Source organism: Bacteroides ovatus, from assembly GCF_001314995.1.
GTDB classification, from domain to species: Bacteria; Bacteroidota; Bacteroidia; order Bacteroidales; family Bacteroidaceae; genus Bacteroides; species Bacteroides ovatus.
In genome coordinates, this window is the sequence record NZ_CP012938.1 from 1,264,504 (window position 1) to 1,280,458 (window position 15,955).

The following is a 15,955-nucleotide window of genomic DNA, read 5'->3' on the forward strand; positions in this document are numbered from 1 at the left end:
AGCTGTATCATCAAAGGGTTAATAATTTGCCGCTACCAGTCCGTTCCAGTCCTGAATCAGGCCGCCGACTTGGTTTTTCATGGTCACTACGTTGGCCCAGCCTTCCGGGTCTATGGCGAAGAATAGGTCGTTAGCTGTCGCGAACTGCGCCATCAGCATCATGCCCTCCACCTTGTAGCGTATTTCCATCAGGTCGGTATAGATTCGGTTGGCCAGTGACAGCCGTTCATAACGGTCAAGCAGGTTGTAGCCGTCGCTCTTCTTTTCCGCCGTGCCTTGTCCTTTGAGGGGATTTTGCACCTTGGCGTTGTTCACGATGTTCACGAAGTTACCTACCAGTTGCTGTGTCTCCATCACGAGGCCGCCCAGCTCCGTCAGGCAGGCGAGCTTGTTCTTGAACTTGGCCTTATTCACCGTGTTTATCAGTTCCGGCACGTCTTTGAGTATGTCAAAGGCGCACGTGCCGATTTCCTTGTAGTACAGGCTCTCCGTCCCGAAACCCGAAATGTTCTCCATCGTGAGCTTGTAGAGTTCCTTGATGGTGGCCATGCTCACCGAATAGAGTTCCACCTTCTGCTTCTTGGAGGCGATGGAATCCAGACGCTGGTTATGCTGGTCTTCTATCAGTTTCTGTGAGGCGGTATTGGCAGCCACCACCTTGATGCAGTTCTTGTCAATGACAACCTTCCATCCGGCAAACACCGGGGTTGATGCGGTTGCCATTAAAACCATTACCAGTATGTATCGTAACTTTACCATTGTGACATTACCTTTTGATGTTCATTTACTTTCCTTGCAAATTCCAGATATTTCGGACTTCCTGCACGTTTGCGGTCGGCTTCGATACGGGTTATCGCCTCCTGCATCGTGCCGTAATGGGCGAGGTATACCTTCAGGGCTTCCTTTTCGCTCCGTTCGGTCGTGTATGCCCAGTAACATTCCGGGGCTTCCTCCACACCATACACGTCCGAGTTTTGCCCACGGCATATCCACACCTCTTTGAAGTAGCTGCGCCCCTCGCGGTTGTTCAGGGCGTTGATGGTGAATATCTGCTGCCGCTGGATGGGCGTGAGACCCAAGATGGCGGCTATCTGCTCATACCTGTCCTTGAACTTTGTCTGGTCCAGCAGTATCTTCACGTCGGAGTTGTTGATGATGGCCTCCTTGACGATGGGCGAGTCAATCACGTCGTTCAGCTCCTGTGTGACCACCCCGGCGATGCCGTGGAATTTCCTGACCGTTTTGTACAAATATTTTATGTATTCCGCCATGGTGGGTGAGGCGATGGCTTTCCATGCCTCTTCGATTATCAGGGCTTTGCGCCCTTTCTTGATGCGCATCTTTTGCAGGAACACGTCCATGATGATCAGCACCACGATGGGGAAAAGCACGGGGTCATCTTTTATCTTGTCAATTTCAAAGACAATGAAACGCTCGTCGAAGAGGTTCACGTCAAGGTCGGAGTTCAGCGTCACTTCCAGCTCGCCGCCCCGGTAGAACTGTTTCAGGATGGCGGCGAAGTCCCGGATGTTGAACTGGATCTTCTCCTGCGAAACGATTTGCGGAATGCGCTCCAGTGCGAACTCATAGTAGGAGTTGAAGGACAATTCCGTTACTTTCAGCCTGCGCTTCTGCTCCTCGATATGGTCAATCTGCTTGTCTATCTTGATAAGTATGGAGTTGTTGTACAGTTCCTTCTTGTAATTCTCGATAATCAGCAGGGCGCGTTCCTTTTCCCCTTTGCTGGCCGCCTCGTCCCGGGCAAGTGCCAAGAGGGAACGGCCCTGTCGGAGCAGTTTGAGCCGCCGGGCTTCTGTCGGAAGCATCAGTGCCTTGCTTTCCGATTGCTTGTCGGTTTCCGCATCCTGAATTTGGGCGTCAATGTCCTCCATGCTGTGGGAAAACTTGTCATAGTCCTCTTCCATCTTGGAGGCGACCAGCAGTTTCTGCCTCAGTCCTTCGCGCTCTTTCTCTGTGAACTTGGTAAAGGGATGGAAGTAGGCTTCGTAGTATTCCACGATGGTCTGGTTAATGAGCATGTCCTCAATCTTGGTCGGAAACTCATTGCCCTTGTATATCAGGAATATCAACGATTTGAGGAAGTTTTTCTTCTCCCCGAAATTTTGGTCATACTCTTCCTTTGTCACCTTGAACGGGTTCATGGAGATGGGCTTCTCTTTGGAGTAAGAGATGTATGTGCCCTTGTAGTAGCCGCAGATACCCTCGTAGGAATCTCCCGTATCGACCATGACCACATCGGTCTGCTGCTCCAGCAGCTGGCGGACGACACTGTTCATGTGGAATTGATTTTCAATGACTTTTACCGCTGAAAATCAACTATATAAGAAAATAACGGTACAACTATCCGTTAGGAATAAGAGGGAATGAAAAAGTTGCTTTGAGGGAGTGAATGAATTAGAAAAGGTGTGCGTTTTGGGTGAAATATTTAACCAAATCTTAACACTTGATAAGACTTTTTATCAACTGATGATAACAGCTCGGAATGAGAATAAAACCGAAACAATCCTTGAATAGAAAAGAAATGCCCATAATCTTGTGAGTTGTGCCACAAAATTATGGAGCAAGTATGGGGTGGGAAAAGACGCGGCTATTAGTCTATTATAACTGCTTCTTCTTCGATTCCAATTTCCGGGTTCGGGCGAAAGAGTTTATTGATTAAGGGAATTGGCATTGATGTTACCTCTATCGCGCCGCCTTCGATAGTATTGTTTAATCTTGGTGCCATAATACACTCCCCGTCGATTTCGGTTGCAATAGCTTTGAATAGATTCCGCTCGGTAAAGTCTTTGAAAGTCTGTGTTATTTCCGTAGGTTCTCCATTGTCAAGCCTAAAATTAACGACAGGGATATTGCCATATAGGGGTTCAATATGTACTGACGCCTCGGCAACATTGGCCTGAAATTTTTCGGTAGTATCCTTAATGCCGAATATAACAGTATCATCGTTTTGTAATCCTAAAAACCACCCATATGGACTTGGCAGTGGCGTATGATACAGATATTCACAAACCTTTTCCAGTTGTTCCATGGTGCAGTTGCTTTGTTCATAAAGCAATGAACTATCTGCCAACTGAAAATTATCGGATTCATTGATTAGACTTACCGCGTTAATCATATGTTCAAGCAACTCCATCGTCGTACTACCTTGACTAACGACAGGAGTAAAAGTAACCGACCAATGCACAGCATATTTAGTATCTAAATCAACTTGCAACGTATCTGGTAAGTCAGTAAAATGAATCTTCGCTTGCAGTGGAGTAAACGCTAATAATATCAATAAGAAAGCAACGAGTTTCTTCATAATCGGAAAGAATTTGATAATTGCAAAGTTAGCGAAAAACTGCGAGATTCGGGGGATTATCACAGGAAATGCTTAACTATATAATTGAGTATTCGCCAGCGTTTCGTAACGATGCACAATTTCTTCTTGGTGTCGATTGCCCTTATAATCTGCTTTGATACTTTCTCAAGAGGCATTACCCAAAACAAACCGTTTCCTTTTGCCATGCGGGTATCAACTAAACCAGGGCGAATTTCAGTAATAGTAATGGCTGTTTTTCTTGCTTTGGCCTGTAAAGACTTAGTGTAATTTATTTGGAAAGCCTTGCTTGCGCTGTAAGATGGCGCAATCGGAGTAGGCTGCAAACCTCCAACAGATGTGATAGTAACTAAATGCCCTTTGCCGTTTTTTTCAAAATGATTATAAAGAGTATCAACAGCATTAGTCCAACCGATAACGTTTGTAGAAAGCGTTGCCAGTTCCTGTTTAATGTCAAGGGGTTCGTTTAGTTCTCCAATACCGGCGCACAATATAGCTAAATCAATATTCTGAAACGACTTAACGACTTCCTCAAAAGCATTGTTAAAAGAATTTATGTTGGAAATATCAACTGGAAACGCAAGCGTATACGCAGGATTTGCAGCGCATATTTCATCAAGTATGTTTTTTCTTCTCCCCATAATAGCGACATGATTACCGCAGGAAATGTAATGCGAGTAAAGGGAGTTGCCAATACCAGAGGTTGCGCCGATGATTAAAATGTTCATGTGTTATAAAGTCGTTTGTTTGTGCAAAGTTAGTGAAAATCGGTGAGATTCGGGCGTTTGACAAAGGAAATCTTCGATTTGAAGTTACCCCGTTGAATTAATCTCGATGGTTTGAGTGTCGGAGATAGTTGTCAAGGAATTACTTACCACAGCTGAAAATCAACGCTATATCCAATTCAAGTAACAAGCGAGGTACAAACTACGTTAATTAGTAGTCAAAACAGAAGGGAAAAACAGGGAAATGGGGATACAATAGCAAAATCACGCTATAAAGGGATAAGATTTCAGTTTGTCCCTTAAGTTCAAGCACTTTACGCATGGCAACGTAATGGTTTTAGCAAGAATTGTATTAACTTTGTGGATTAGAACTGGATTGATAGTGAGATGACCGACAAGGAATACAATAAAATGATAGCCGATGTAAGGCGTAGCGTGAGTCGTAAGTATGGCTTTCGCCAAAGTTCTTATGTCAACTTCAAAGTAGAGAGCGGTTATTTCTTCTGTCTGTATTTTCTGACTGGTGACGTCCGGCTCACCGTCAAGCCCATGTATGCAGATGATTTGTGGTGGAATATATGGGATGCCTCGGATAACAAGAACGAACCTTTGAGCTTGCGTGGAACAGGTGCTTACTCTCTATCAGGGCAAGTCCTATCTTCATACGAGATTACGAAAGTCGCTGCCAAGAGCGAACTCATTGATATAATTGAGGGTATATTCCAAAATGCAAAGGATGCAATATCAAAATTCCTAACTGCTAATCCTGATGCAAACACATTCTTTCCTGACGAGTCAAAAATGGATCATGACCCCGACCGACTGCTATATCTTATGGCTCTTATCCATAATGGCAAAGAGGAAGATGCTTTGGCAATTATCAAAGAAGCCCGCAAGAATAAACATAGATGTATTTTTCAAAGCGGAATGTTCAGTGATAGCTACACATATATCCGCCGTTGGTGCAACCGTGAACAAGCAACTATTCGGATAAGAAATGTATTTGCATCCATTTTCAACAACATTGTCCAGATACGTGCATACGCATTGATGGCTTTGGGTAAAAATAACAAGAAAGAGACACTTCCCGACATTTATGATGTCCGGCTTTTAGATGGGGGAATTGTGATGACATTATGCTTTTCAATAATATTCATATGGCATAATTTCACGTTGGCGTGGATTACACTTGCTGTTTATTTCATATTCGTCTGGTTCATGGACTTTGAGAATCGGAGTGAACGATATTATATCCGTTTTGGGAATTTACCAAATAAAACAAGACTAAGATGGAAAATTAGTATGTGGATTTTAGTAGTTGCACTCTACATCTATTCATTCGCAATTATCTTTTTTGAACCATGAAACTGACCGATAGACGATATAATAATCAGGTTTTCAAGAATACCTCATTTAGCAATAGTGGTATTGCAGTTTGGTGGACAAAAAAGAAATTTAATGGATGCCAATTCGTCAACTGCGATTTCAACGATGTCGTTGTACGAGGTTGTCTGTTTAAGGATTGTGTTTTTCAAAGCGGGAAAATGCAGCACACTTTATTAGGAGCCAGAACCAGTGTTCTGCTACGTAAAAGCATCTATATTGGCTGTACCTTTGAACGCGTTAAATTACGGAGTTTAGGAATCGCAGACTTTATTGGATGCACATTCATTGATTGCGATTTCAAAACCGCATTTATCGCTGCATCATTTGCAAAGTGTAAATTTATAGGAAAAATTTACGGTTGTGTATTTTGTGGCCCCAACTACGATAGTTATTTTTATGGTGATAAGTTATCTTATTGGGTTTCCAATAAAGGAAGATTGAACGATGTGGATTTTTCCGAAAGTATCCTTACTGATGTTGATTTTCGAGGAGGTATTGATTTATCTACTGTCTTATTTCCAGATTCGTATTTATCCGACAAACTGATTATCAAGTATTCTCTTGAGCCCTTAGGTGTTCATGGTTTTGCCTATCCACAAAAAGAAGCACTGAAAATAGCGAATGGATATTTTAATTCAAACATACCTATTCTTGGTGGAGATGTATATAAGATGGAGAATGGACGCATTACGTTAACTCTTGACAGTTGGTATTGTGACAGGATTAGTTCAGAATCCCCATCCGAATATGTAAGACGCTGCTATCTTGTAACGACCGATTATGTCAGCAAATATCCTAACAATGCAAATTTCTTATTTGGATTTGTTGTAGATGCGCAAAGTTGATTTTAATTCAATAGTGTTACAGACTGATTCCACCTCGTCCTTTATCAATCCTCCAATCATACCGACCTTCCGCGACATCGCCAACCTCATTGAGTGTATGGCGATGTTTTATTTTATCAAAGGGCTGTCGGTGTTCCGCATAGTCACAGAGCCATGCGCCGACCGCTTTCTGCTGCTCGGTGGTCTCGCCGTAGCTCTGCATGACGCTCTTGATGTCGGCGGCTTCGGAGGGAGAGAAGATTGACTTGTGCCGCTCCGTGGCGAAATGGATAATCGCTTCAATGGCTCGCCGGAACACCTCGCTTGCCTTGTAGAGAATATCGGCGATGATATTCAGAATATCCCGGCTCGATTTCAGTTCACCCTGCAACCGCTCTATGGTCTTGTCCTTCTCCGCCGTTGCCCGGCTCACTGCCATGCTGATGCGGTGCTGCTCCCCGGTCTTTTGCTCCCGGAGCTGCCGCAGTGCCGTGTCCCTCTCGGATTCATAAGTGTCGGCGATTGCCATGGCACTGTCGCGTTCCAGTTCGACCGCCCGCTTCGCCTCTGTCAGAGCCTTTGTCCGTTTCGCCACCTCTTTCCTGACGGCATCGGGGAACGATTCTTTGATATGCTCGTTCTCGGCTTTCAACTTCTCGTTCTCCTGCTCGATGGCTGCGTACTTGCCCTTGCCGAAAAGGTTTGCGATGCCGGACTTTATGCTGTCCGTGTTCTCCCTGTCAACCTCTCTCGCACGTTCCTCCTTTTTGGCGATTTCGCTGTCAAGTTCCGCGCTGCGCCGCTGCTTTTCCTCGTTCCCGATTTGGAGTTTTTCATGTTCGGATTTTGCATTGTCCGTCTCACGGATCGCGGCATCCCTGTCGGCTTCGGCTGCTTCCTTTTCCGCCTTTACCTGTTCGGCTTCCTGCTTCTGCCTGGCGATGATGAAGTCAGCGCGTTCAAGATGCTCCTTTCCCGTCTGCTCCTTTGAGCTGCCCCTTTCCATGTCAAGACACTCAGCCAAAAGCGTCTGCATGTCACTCATGGCTTTTTCGTCCAGCTTGCAGGATTTCCCGGTGTCGTGGTTCATCCAGTCCCATACGATATGGGCGTGAAGATTGGGCTTCCATGTGGCGGTATCTCCGGGAGTGCCGTAATGCCCCTCGTCACGATGGATGAAGATTTGCAAAGCTGTGATTCCCCACCGCTCCTTACACACCTCACAGAAATGTTGCAACTGCTCCAGCGTGGTATCATCCTTGATTACCACGACACCCTCCTTGAGCGGAGTGCTGCCGCGCACGACGGTCACCTTCCCGGTCTTCTTGTTCACACGCTCCCGGTCTTTGGTCTGCATCGCCCGACCTGTCTTCTCCTTTACCATCGCGGCTATCTGATTGTAGCGTTCCGACAGCGAAGTGCCCCCGAAATCAGGTGCTACCCATGTCTCGTTTGCCGCCATGAGGTCGGTGCGAACATAGAACTTTTCCTTGCCGATATGGGCGAGGTATTCCGCTGTCCGTCTGTTGTGCGCCTCGCTGCTTCCGATGTTGCAGGGCTTGATGTTGATTGATGTCTTCTGTGCCATAGGCATGATGATGTTTACAGATTTACAATAGGGAAAGGGTCATTAGGGCGGAGCCTTAATCGGAGGGTGCAGGGAGAGGGTCACTTCCTGCTCGGGGTTCCCAGGGGTCGAGACCTCTGGGCGGAGATTCCAAAGAGAGGGTCACTCTTTGGTCAGGGGTGTTGGGGGCTGACAGCCTCCGACCGGGTTCTTAGGGCAGAGCCATAAGTGGGACGGGGCAAAGCCCAGCCCCTCGGGAGAGCCCACAACTTCGGGAGCGCAGCGGAGAAGTTATAGTGGGCTATATCTGGGCAAGCCCAGTCAGTCACCCCACGACAACGGAGTACCGCTCAAAACCGTGCTCTGCGCTTCCCGACCTGTCGAGCCTATGCCGGAGTAGCCTCGCCGCCATCCGTGCCGTCCTGCGCCTCGCTGTGGCTTCCTGCACCGTTCTCGCCGGATGCCATGTCGCCGCTGTCTGTGATATGCCGATTTACGGCTGTGTCCGCCATGAACATATCCGACGGCGGATTATGGCTGTCGCCGTCATGCACATCGGCTGACGGATTGGAACTGCCTGACAAAAGAGGGGAAGAAGAAAGGGATGCCGCGCCTGTCGTCAGGCTGTCCGTTTCCTTCCCTCTTGTGAGGCAGTCAACGGCTGCGCCTCCAGGTTCATCCCCTGACGGCAGACTGCCGGAAACAGGTGTCCGCACATCGCCCGTCTGTCCTTTGGCGGCAGCCGAAGGTCTGACATAATGGGGATTGGTGACAAGGATACCTCCGACATACCAGCCCGTGAGAAAATGCAGGGAATGAACGGAAGTGCGGTTGTTGGTCCGAGTGGTCAGCATACCGAGGCGGTTGAAGCTGTCGATGAGCTTGCCGACCGTCTTACGGTTGCAGTCCAAAAACTCTGCCAGTTCCACATCGGAAGCCGCTACCTGTCCCACCTCCAGCACAATATCAATGCCCTTGATTTTATAAGCGGTTCTTGTCCGCACAGCACCGTTCATCAGGCGGTAGAGGCACTTTTGTCTGAGAGGGGAAAACCTGCCTTCCAAAAGAAAATCCCACTGTCCGGCTGATAGTATGGTGCAGTAGTGTATGTTCTGTATCTCCTTATTCATGGTATGTGACATTATGGTGCTACTGCGGACATCCGGCTTTTACCGTCCGTCAACGCTCCCGGCTTGCGTTTCTTGCCGTTGCGCAGTTCCTCAAGCCGTCTTTCAATCTCACTCTCGCTGGCTACTCCTGATGTGCCTCCTTGTTTGATCCAAGCGATGACTTCATCCTCGAAGAAGTAGAGTTTGTTACCCCGCTTGTGGTACGGAATACGTTTGTCGGATGTCATGGCATAGATGGTTGACGCGGATTTTCCGAGTAGCTTTGCAACCTCGTTCAAAGTAAGCAAGGTGTGTGCCTCGCCATGCTGCGAGGGTGCGTCACACAGGAATTTTTCCACACGTTCCGTGAGCAGTCCCACCTTTTCAATCAGCATGGAAACCGCCTGCGGCAGTTGGTCGAATGTTATGTTGTTCATATTATATATGTGTCGGTTTTCATTTGAGTGTAATCTGTTCGGATGCCTTGCGCTTGAGGTCGTTCACCACATCGGCATAGACCTGTGTCGTTCCGACATTGCTGTGCGTGAGCATCTTTGAAATGGTATAGAGGTCTGTTCCGGCGGCAAGCTGAAGGGTCGCGTATGTGTGCCTGAACCCGTGGAACGTGATGTGCTTGGTGATTCCGGCAGACTTGATCCAGTCCTTGAGATAGAGGGGAAGGATTGTCTTCGTCAGCCCCTTGAACACCTGCCCCTCGGTGCGCTCGCCGCATAGTGCGAGTGCTTCATCCGACAGCGGCAGCACGGCTTCCGTCTTGGTTTTCTTGGTGACGATGTGCATGCACCAGCCGCCGTCAGCTCCCTTGACAATGTTCTCCCATTGCAGACGGATGATGTCGCTGATGCGCAGACCCGTAAGGCATGAGAACAGTGCGGCACTCCGTATAACAGGTTTCTCGCAGGGAGTGGCGGCAAGCATCCTCACCTCTTCAAGCGTCAGGAACTCGCGTTTCGTGCTTGACTCCTTGGCGTGCTTCAAGCGTGGTGCGATGTTCTCCTTGATGCGTTTCTCCTCGTATGCGATGCGGAGGACGCATTTCAGCTTGTTGAGGTTGTTGTTGGCGGTGGAAGCCATCATCTTTCCCTTGGTTGGCGTGGTGAGCGACAGCAGATAGGTGAGAAATCCCTGGCAGAAGTCAAGCGTCAGATTGTCGAAGGTGCAGCTTCCGCCGCAATACTTCTCGAAGTGCTTGTAAGCGGTGTTCCAGTTACGGTAATTATCATCATCCGCCATCTTGGAACGGAAATACTCAAGAAAACTCTCCTTGCCGCGGTTGCGGTCAAGAAATCCGTATTCCTCGTTGATGATGGCTTCGGTTCTGCGGCACTTGACAAGCTCGGCATTGCGGAGCATGGTCTTGTTGAACTCAGCCTCGAATTTGTCTTTAGGGTCGGCATAGATGTATATTCCCAGATACTCCCGTCTTGTCGGCTTGCCTGTCTTGGGATGCCGTATAGCCGGGTAGAAGTCAAGGTAAAGCGACACCTGACCGTTCTTGATGGGTCGCTTCCTGACAGTCACTTTCGTGCAGATGTTTGTCATATCGGTTGTGATTTTTAATTGTTGTCTGATTCATTGTCCGGCTCTCGCTTGGCTTTCGTGCTTGCACTCTTGCGTTCCGACACCTTCCGTGCCTCGTCCCAGTCAGCCTTGAGATAGTACAGGCGGTTGCCGTGTATGCGCTTCGTCCTTACCCCGTGGGTGAGCGCGAACCTGCGGACTTGGGTCTTGCCCAGACCGAACAGGCGCATGATGTCGAAACAGGAATACCAGTGCTCCGACAGGTTGCTTCCCAGCCGTTCAGCTTCCTCAGCCATAGCCTTGTCAACCTCGGCTTTCGGGAAGCACTTGGTGGCATTGGCTTTGACACAGGGTATCGAGTAACGCATACGGAGATTGTAAAATCGCCCGTAGGTATAATTGTATTTCTGGCAAATCTCAGCCATCGTATAAAGGTCGCCTCCGGCACTTTCTTTGTCCGTGAACGTGTCGCGCACGGACTGCTTGTAGTTAGCCGCCGGAATGAGCTGCCGTTTCGGGCTACCCTTCTCTTTCTTCTTTCCCTCCTTTTGGGAAAGGTCTTTTTCAGTGTTCAGTGTATCTTCGTTCATCTTCTTTTTTGTCTTTTTACCCTGTCTGGCGAAGATAGACACGCTCCGCTTACAGTAGGTTGTCTCTCTAATCATCAGAAAGAAATCCTCCTTGGTGATGATTGTGATGTGGTATGTCAGTCTGCAAGCCCGGAGAGTGCCGTTGTATATGAGGTTATACACTGTCCGGCTGCTCACTTGCAGGATGTCCGCCACTTCCCCGATGGTGAGAAAAGGCTTGTCGGTCATGCCCCAGTCATATCCGGGCTGACCTGTTAAATTGTGTTTAATTTGACGGTCCATTATCGAAGAAATTTGTTGCACACTCTTGAAAGCTGTTGCACGTTGCTGAAAGAAAGTCGTGCCGTGTGACCCCTCTCGCGTGGTACAATCGCGGTACAAAAATACTCCGAAAAGGACGAATCGCCAACAGGCGAAAATCTCGTTTGTTAAAATCTATTAGCTGAAAATCAAGGTATTATAACACCGATTTTTGCAGCCGTTTGTCGCCGTTTTGACCTCCGAAACTCCATGTGGAAGCTCTTGCCGCTTCCGCTCGGCCCGATGCAGAAGAAGTTGGCGTTGTCGGTCATCTTGACCTTGCCTTCCTTGCCGGTGATGTCGATGCAGACCGGTAGTCCCTGACGGTCGGTGTAATAGGTGGTCAGCGGTGTCTCCTCCGATCCTTTCAGGTGTTCTTTGAAGAAGAAGCACAGAGCAGCGTCAGAGAGTGTGAGAAACAGGTCATAGTCCGGATTGAAGGCGTAGGCGTTGCCGGGGAAGCTGTCCGTGAACAGCTCCAGCTGGTTGTAGGCAGTCCGTGAGGGCATGATGCCGCACTCGTACAGCTTGGTTTCCAGATAGGAGGTGACGGGTGTCACCTTGTCAGCCGGGCAGCTCACCAGTATGTTGAAGTTGCAATAGACCAGCTGCGTGCTGTCTATTGCCAGCCGGTTCAGCACCTCCTCGATGTCCGCCTTGGCAATCTTGTTGCTCGGGTCAGGCATGGAACCGTGGCGTTTCGCCTTGGCCTGCAGCTTCCGTAGTAGTTTCCGTTGTTCGGGAATCTGCACCACTTGGTTGAACACCACACAGTCCGAAAAAGGAATTTGGGTCAAAAAGGACAGCAGGTCGGTGGCGATGCCGTAGCCGTTGATGCTCATTTGCGTATAGGGCTTGATGACGGACGGCAGGTTAATCTCGTCTATATCCACTAACGGGTAAGAACGGATGACCCGGCCACCGGTTTTCAGGTACTCGTCCGATGCCTTGAAATTGGTCATGGAGAAAGGGCCGTGACGGAAACGGAACGCCATGAAGCGGTGGCAGTACTCATTGACCTCCGCCTTGCTGAGTTTGCGGTGCTTTATGCCCTTCTCCTTCAGGATGTCATCCACTTTGGCCACTTTGGAATGGAAGTCCAGCCACCTCTTCGGGTCGTACTGCACGAACTGGCCGCGCCGTGCCTCCTGCGTTATGATAAGGAAGGTGCGTATCTCGGTGAACTCCCTTCCCTCGAAGTACCTGAAATAGCTTTTCGTAAGGAACTCCGCATTTTCGGGCACCTCGTGGCGGTAGCTTTGCTTGCAGAGGATGTCCTGCTTCTGCAAGGCATAGCCCTCCCCAAGCGTCTGCACCACGCCCGAAAGCACGTCCTGAAAACGCAGGTACTGCTCCGCGTCCGTACACAGCTGCTGCACGGGGTTGGTCATCTCGAATATGACCGACGGCTCGCCCTTGGCCGAGAAGAGGACGACATTGCCGTCCGTCTCCTCCAGCTGCGCATAAAGTCCGTCAAACGCTCTTTTCCGTTTTTGTGCCATGCTTTTTGTTTTTATGGGTTACGCATCAGGTGCCTGTAGATGAATATGCCTTTGGAACGCCGCTTGTTGTGCAGGCCGCCACGCTGCTTGACATAAATGACAACCAATCCAGCTACAGCCATCACCAGCATGGCGATGAACCCGGCGAGTTTTCCCAAAATAATGGAGAACACGATAAAGCCGACGAACGACACGCCGACCGCCGCTGCCGCCAGTGTGAGGAAGCGGCCACGGATGCCCATGAACTCCAGCGGCTTTTGCAAGCCCTTGAAAACGGGATAACCCTCCTGATTCATCGTCATGCAAGTGTTTGCGGTTATTACTTGAAGAACAAGGGCAGGGCTTCTGACAGCGCGATGAACGCGATACATCCGCCGATGGTCAGCATGATGGTCTTCTTCACGTCCTGGTCACCGTTCTGCATCTTGAAATAGACGTTGAACGCGCCGACAAGCACGATGACCGCGGCAATGGCCTTCATGAGGTTGGATACGGGTGTCTGGTAGGAGCTGACCTCCTGCGTGGCCTTGGTAAAGCCTGCCGCACCCTTGCTGGCGGCCATGGCCTCGCCGACCGATACCGTGAGGCAGACGAGTGCCAGCACGCCTTTCTGTGCGAACTTCGATGCCATGAAACGGTCTGCCGCACGTTGCAATTTCTTCTTTAACTGTTGCATTTTTCAGAAAATGTTTATGGGTTCTATCGCCAAAGGAACAGGTGTCGCCAAAGGAACGGTGGCTTCTTAAAGCCATATAGCTATTACATTGCGTTCTCGCAGTTGAAGATGACCGTGCCGAGGTCACTGGTGCCGGTCTCCGCCAGCCGGTTTATCTCGTGGATGATGTCCTCGACAAGGATGCCGTCAGTCATGATGGCTTCCCGGTAGCCGGGGCGGTGGAACGGTTTTTCGGTATCAAGTGGCTCTTGTGCATCGGGTTCTTCCGCTTCGTCTTTTCTTGACGCTTCTTCTTTTTCGGAAGCCTCTTGCTTCTTGACTGGTTCATCCCGGCTAATCTTCACGGGCTTGAAGGTCTGCGCTTCATCCGATATGTCTATCTCCTCCTCGGTCTGGCCGTCCTGCTCCGCCGCCTGTGCCGCCTTGGTCTTCTGTATGTCAAGGACTATCAGCACTGCATAATAGAGCAGGAGAACAATGAAAAGGAGGAATACGATTTGTCCGTACTGCATGGGGGTGTTCAAATTATGGCTGTGAATAATGTTGTCGTGTCTTGGGGAAAGGGCAGGAATCGGAGTCCCAACTTGGTGCCACGGTGTTCCAGATGTTCCTTGCGCACCAGACTGACGGTATAGTAGAGGATGTTACGCTCTTCGCTTACGATATAGCCGATGCCTTTCAGCCGTGAGCGCAGGCGTACCCTCGCCCTGTTCGACACCACCTTGATCCGTGTCACCGGGTCAAGCCCGAATATCACGCGCCGCCGCTCGCGCCGTATCATTTCGCATCGGATTCGGGAAGACACTTTGTAAACCTGTTCCTTGGTGCGTCTCAGCCCTAATTTGGCGGCTATGCGGCTGACGCTCATCTTGCTTATGCCCAGTTCCCTGCCCATTTCGGAGAATGACTTTTCATGAAAGTGGCTTTTGATATGCTCGGCACGTTCCAGCCAGCCGGACTTGGCCACTTTGACAATGCCCATCTTGCGAGCCTTGTTCTTGACTGCCGTCTCGCTCATGCCGACCACTCCGGCAGTATAGGCCGTGGTCTCCACCGGGTAGGTCTCGGCGAGCAGGGCAGTCTTCCGTTCGTCCCATCTGTTCTTTCCCATGGTCATGCTTCCTTGTAATTCGTGAAAAGTGATTTCTTCTCCCGGCGGTACCGGGCAAGCTGTGGCAGGAACGCCCCGAAGAAGGCACGGACGATGGCGTTCACGAGGTCGGAACGGCAGCGGCCCTGAATGTCGCAGTCGTCCAGCGAATCGGCAAGGTCGCGGTCCAGTTTGCAGACCAGACGCTCGTTCTTGTCATCCCTTTGGTCGGCGGTGTCAAGATAGGACAGGAAGTCCTGCCAGCAATTTTCGATATTGCCCGAAAGGGAAACGGATAGCTCGGACTGTTCCTTGGCCGCTTCCAGACTATCCTGTGCATCGGATGTTTCCTGATGGCTGTTGGAAAGCATGATGTCGGGGTCGTTGATGCCTTTGGTCAGGTCATCTATTTCCGGAATGTCTTTTGTCATTGCGCTATGGTTGTTGATGTTACTGTTCATTTTCATTCTCTGTTGTCGGTCTCGCTTCGGATTTCTCCTTGTCATTCTTCTCCGTCTGCTGTATGCTGGGTAGGACAACTTCACGGATGGGCATGGCCGTATCGAAGATGTCGGTATAGATTCGCTCAAAGACCGGCGCGACGATGCCGCCCTGCATGTCGAGGGCGGCCATGGTGCTGAAACGCTCCATGTCGGCACGCTTGGGTATCCTTGCGGTCACGTGCCCGTAGTTGGAGAACGTCTCCCTCGCGTTGTCCCAGATGACCAGCTCGGAGCGTTTGCCGACCCTGCCGTCATGCAGGTTGGGGACGATGAAGAGCCTCGCCTTCATCCGTCCGCCGACGGCTTTGCGCAGGCGGTCTATGAACATGAGGAAACTGGCTGTGGAGGGCACTGTCACCAGATCGTAATGGAACGGTACGATGATGATGTCCGAATTGACGAACATGGGGATCAGACCGTTCGCTTTCAAGCTTCCGGGGGAATCCATGAGCACCACGTCTATGCTGGGGTCGTTGTGCAGCTTTTCCATCAGGTCGGTCATGGCCTTCTTGTCGTTGGCCTCGTATGACAGCACATCGTAGGGCGTATGCTCCTCGCCGTATTTGCGGATGTCCGCCTTGCGGCACTTGACGATGGAGTGCTGGAAGTCGCAGTCGATGACGGCCACACGCACGCCCTTCGTCACCAGATAATTGGCGAAGGTTACGCAGAGCGTCGTCTTGCCGACGCCGCCTTTTTGGTTGGCAAATGTCACTATGACCGGTGTCTGTATCATGTCCGTGCGATAATTGATTACGGCTCAAAATTACCGTCCGAAGCACCGGAAAAACGAAATGTGCA

At 49.8% G+C, this 15,955-nt stretch carries 16 protein-coding genes and 2 pseudogenes; 2 read left to right on the top strand and 16 right to left on the bottom strand.

Going from position 1 to position 15,955, the window contains the following annotated elements; genetic code table 11:
• Nucleotides 1-18 precede the first annotated feature (18 nt).
• From Bovatus_RS05105 to Bovatus_RS05120, 4 genes and pseudogenes are all read right to left on the bottom strand, one after another.
• Nucleotides 19-759 carry a hypothetical protein gene (locus tag Bovatus_RS05105; RefSeq protein ID WP_004295643.1) on the bottom strand — a complete coding sequence of 247 codons (741 nt, stop codon included), beginning with the start codon at nt 757-759 and terminating at the stop codon, nt 19-21.
• Nucleotides 753-2,303 (bottom strand): annotated as a pseudogene (locus Bovatus_RS05110) (TraG family conjugative transposon ATPase); the annotation flags it as partial. The pseudogene Bovatus_RS05110 and the gene Bovatus_RS05105, both read right to left, overlap by 7 nt.
• A gap of 308 nt (nt 2,304-2,611) precedes the next feature.
• Nucleotides 2,612-3,322, bottom strand: coding sequence for a hypothetical protein (locus Bovatus_RS05115; protein ID WP_005815592.1), 711 nt, complete (start codon nt 3,320-3,322; stop codon nt 2,612-2,614).
• Between the two features lie 59 nt (nt 3,323-3,381).
• Nucleotides 3,382-4,068 carry an SDR family NAD(P)-dependent oxidoreductase gene (locus Bovatus_RS05120; RefSeq protein WP_005815589.1) on the bottom strand — a complete coding sequence of 229 codons (687 nt, stop codon included), beginning with the start codon at nt 4,066-4,068 and terminating at the stop codon, nt 3,382-3,384.
• Between the two features lie 384 nt (nt 4,069-4,452).
• Here Bovatus_RS05120 and Bovatus_RS05125 point away from each other — a divergent pair, with 384 nt between their 5' ends.
• Both Bovatus_RS05125 and imm40 read left to right on the top strand, forming a co-directional pair.
• The gene (locus Bovatus_RS05125; RefSeq protein ID WP_004295638.1) at nt 4,453-5,430 is read left to right on the top strand and encodes a hypothetical protein; all 978 of its coding nucleotides are present in this window, start codon (nt 4,453-4,455) and stop codon (nt 5,428-5,430) included.
• The gene (gene imm40 / locus Bovatus_RS05130) at nt 5,427-6,296 is read left to right on the top strand and encodes an Imm40 family immunity protein (protein WP_004295637.1); all 870 of its coding nucleotides are present in this window, start codon (nt 5,427-5,429) and stop codon (nt 6,294-6,296) included. The genes Bovatus_RS05125 and imm40 overlap by 4 nt, the downstream gene beginning before the upstream one ends.
• 16 nt (nt 6,297-6,312) lie before the next feature.
• Here imm40 and Bovatus_RS05135 read toward each other — a convergent pair whose 3' ends face one another.
• The 12 genes and pseudogenes from Bovatus_RS05135 to Bovatus_RS05190 all read right to left on the bottom strand — a co-directional run bounded on the left by Bovatus_RS05135 (nt 6,313) and on the right by Bovatus_RS05190 (nt 15,890).
• A complete protein-coding gene (locus Bovatus_RS05135) occupies nt 6,313-7,863 on the bottom strand; it encodes a coiled-coil domain-containing protein (protein WP_052587813.1) in 1,551 nt (516 codons plus the stop codon).
• A 365-nt stretch (nt 7,864-8,228) separates the two neighbouring features.
• A complete protein-coding gene (locus tag Bovatus_RS05140) occupies nt 8,229-8,972 on the bottom strand; it encodes a hypothetical protein (protein ID WP_052587812.1) in 744 nt (247 codons plus the stop codon).
• An 11-nt stretch (nt 8,973-8,983) separates the two neighbouring features.
• Nucleotides 8,984-9,388 carry a helix-turn-helix domain-containing protein gene (locus Bovatus_RS05145; RefSeq protein WP_004295634.1) on the bottom strand — a complete coding sequence of 135 codons (405 nt, stop codon included), beginning with the start codon at nt 9,386-9,388 and terminating at the stop codon, nt 8,984-8,986.
• 19 nt (nt 9,389-9,407) lie between these two features.
• Complete coding sequence (locus Bovatus_RS05150) at nt 9,408-10,514, bottom strand: site-specific integrase (protein ID WP_052587798.1); 1,107 nt, start codon at nt 10,512-10,514, stop codon at nt 9,408-9,410.
• 14 nt (nt 10,515-10,528) lie between these two features.
• Nucleotides 10,529-11,365: a helix-turn-helix domain-containing protein gene (locus Bovatus_RS05155; RefSeq protein WP_004295631.1), complete on the bottom strand. Its 837-nt coding sequence runs from the start codon at nt 11,363-11,365 to the stop codon at nt 10,529-10,531.
• 227 nt (nt 11,366-11,592) lie between these two features.
• Nucleotides 11,593-12,885, bottom strand: a pseudogene (locus Bovatus_RS05160) (TraG family conjugative transposon ATPase); the annotation flags it as partial.
• An 11-nt stretch (nt 12,886-12,896) separates the two neighbouring features.
• Nucleotides 12,897-13,187, bottom strand: a complete 291-nt coding sequence (locus Bovatus_RS05165) for a hypothetical protein (RefSeq protein WP_004295629.1) — start codon at nt 13,185-13,187, stop codon at nt 12,897-12,899.
• A gap of 17 nt (nt 13,188-13,204) precedes the next feature.
• Nucleotides 13,205-13,561: a DUF4134 domain-containing protein gene (locus Bovatus_RS05170; protein WP_004295628.1), complete on the bottom strand. Its 357-nt coding sequence runs from the start codon at nt 13,559-13,561 to the stop codon at nt 13,205-13,207.
• Nucleotides 13,562-13,644: 83 nt separating this feature from the next.
• The gene (locus Bovatus_RS05175; protein WP_004295626.1) at nt 13,645-14,073 is read right to left on the bottom strand and encodes a hypothetical protein; all 429 of its coding nucleotides are present in this window, start codon (nt 14,071-14,073) and stop codon (nt 13,645-13,647) included.
• Between the two features lie 8 nt (nt 14,074-14,081).
• On the bottom strand, nt 14,082-14,678 hold the full coding sequence (locus Bovatus_RS05180; RefSeq protein ID WP_004295625.1) for a hypothetical protein: 597 nt from the start codon (nt 14,676-14,678) through the stop codon (nt 14,082-14,084).
• Nucleotides 14,675-15,082 (bottom strand): hypothetical protein, encoded by a 408-nt coding sequence (locus Bovatus_RS05185; RefSeq protein ID WP_004303556.1) that lies wholly within the window; start codon nt 15,080-15,082, stop codon nt 14,675-14,677. The genes Bovatus_RS05180 and Bovatus_RS05185 overlap by 4 nt, the downstream gene beginning before the upstream one ends.
• 19 nt (nt 15,083-15,101) lie before the next feature.
• Complete coding sequence (locus Bovatus_RS05190; protein ID WP_004295623.1) at nt 15,102-15,890, bottom strand: ParA family protein; 789 nt, start codon at nt 15,888-15,890, stop codon at nt 15,102-15,104.
• Nucleotides 15,891-15,955 lie beyond the last annotated feature (65 nt).

Coding starts and splice junctions, on each gene's coding strand:
- Bovatus_RS05105 (WP_004295643.1), bottom strand. CDS start 759: ATGGTAAAGTTACGATACATACTGGTAATGGTTTTAATGGCAACCGCA.
- Bovatus_RS05115 (WP_005815592.1), bottom strand. CDS start 3,322: ATGAAGAAACTCGTTGCTTTCTTATTGATATTATTAGCGTTTACTCCA.
- Bovatus_RS05120 (WP_005815589.1), bottom strand. CDS start 4,068: ATGAACATTTTAATCATCGGCGCAACCTCTGGTATTGGCAACTCCCTT.
- Bovatus_RS05125 (WP_004295638.1), top strand. CDS start 4,453: ATGACCGACAAGGAATACAATAAAATGATAGCCGATGTAAGGCGTAGC.
- imm40 (WP_004295637.1), top strand. CDS start 5,427: ATGAAACTGACCGATAGACGATATAATAATCAGGTTTTCAAGAATACC.
- Bovatus_RS05135 (WP_052587813.1), bottom strand. CDS start 7,863: ATGGCACAGAAGACATCAATCAACATCAAGCCCTGCAACATCGGAAGC.
- Bovatus_RS05140 (WP_052587812.1), bottom strand. CDS start 8,972: ATGAATAAGGAGATACAGAACATACACTACTGCACCATACTATCAGCC.
- Bovatus_RS05145 (WP_004295634.1), bottom strand. CDS start 9,388: ATGAACAACATAACATTCGACCAACTGCCGCAGGCGGTTTCCATGCTG.
- Bovatus_RS05150 (WP_052587798.1), bottom strand. CDS start 10,514: ATGACAAACATCTGCACGAAAGTGACTGTCAGGAAGCGACCCATCAAG.
- Bovatus_RS05155 (WP_004295631.1), bottom strand. CDS start 11,365: ATGGACCGTCAAATTAAACACAATTTAACAGGTCAGCCCGGATATGAC.
- Bovatus_RS05165 (WP_004295629.1), bottom strand. CDS start 13,187: ATGACGATGAATCAGGAGGGTTATCCCGTTTTCAAGGGCTTGCAAAAG.
- Bovatus_RS05170 (WP_004295628.1), bottom strand. CDS start 13,561: ATGCAACAGTTAAAGAAGAAATTGCAACGTGCGGCAGACCGTTTCATG.
- Bovatus_RS05175 (WP_004295626.1), bottom strand. CDS start 14,073: ATGCAGTACGGACAAATCGTATTCCTCCTTTTCATTGTTCTCCTGCTC.
- Bovatus_RS05180 (WP_004295625.1), bottom strand. CDS start 14,678: ATGACCATGGGAAAGAACAGATGGGACGAACGGAAGACTGCCCTGCTC.
- Bovatus_RS05185 (WP_004303556.1), bottom strand. CDS start 15,082: ATGACAAAAGACATTCCGGAAATAGATGACCTGACCAAAGGCATCAAC.
- Bovatus_RS05190 (WP_004295623.1), bottom strand. CDS start 15,890: ATGATACAGACACCGGTCATAGTGACATTTGCCAACCAAAAAGGCGGC.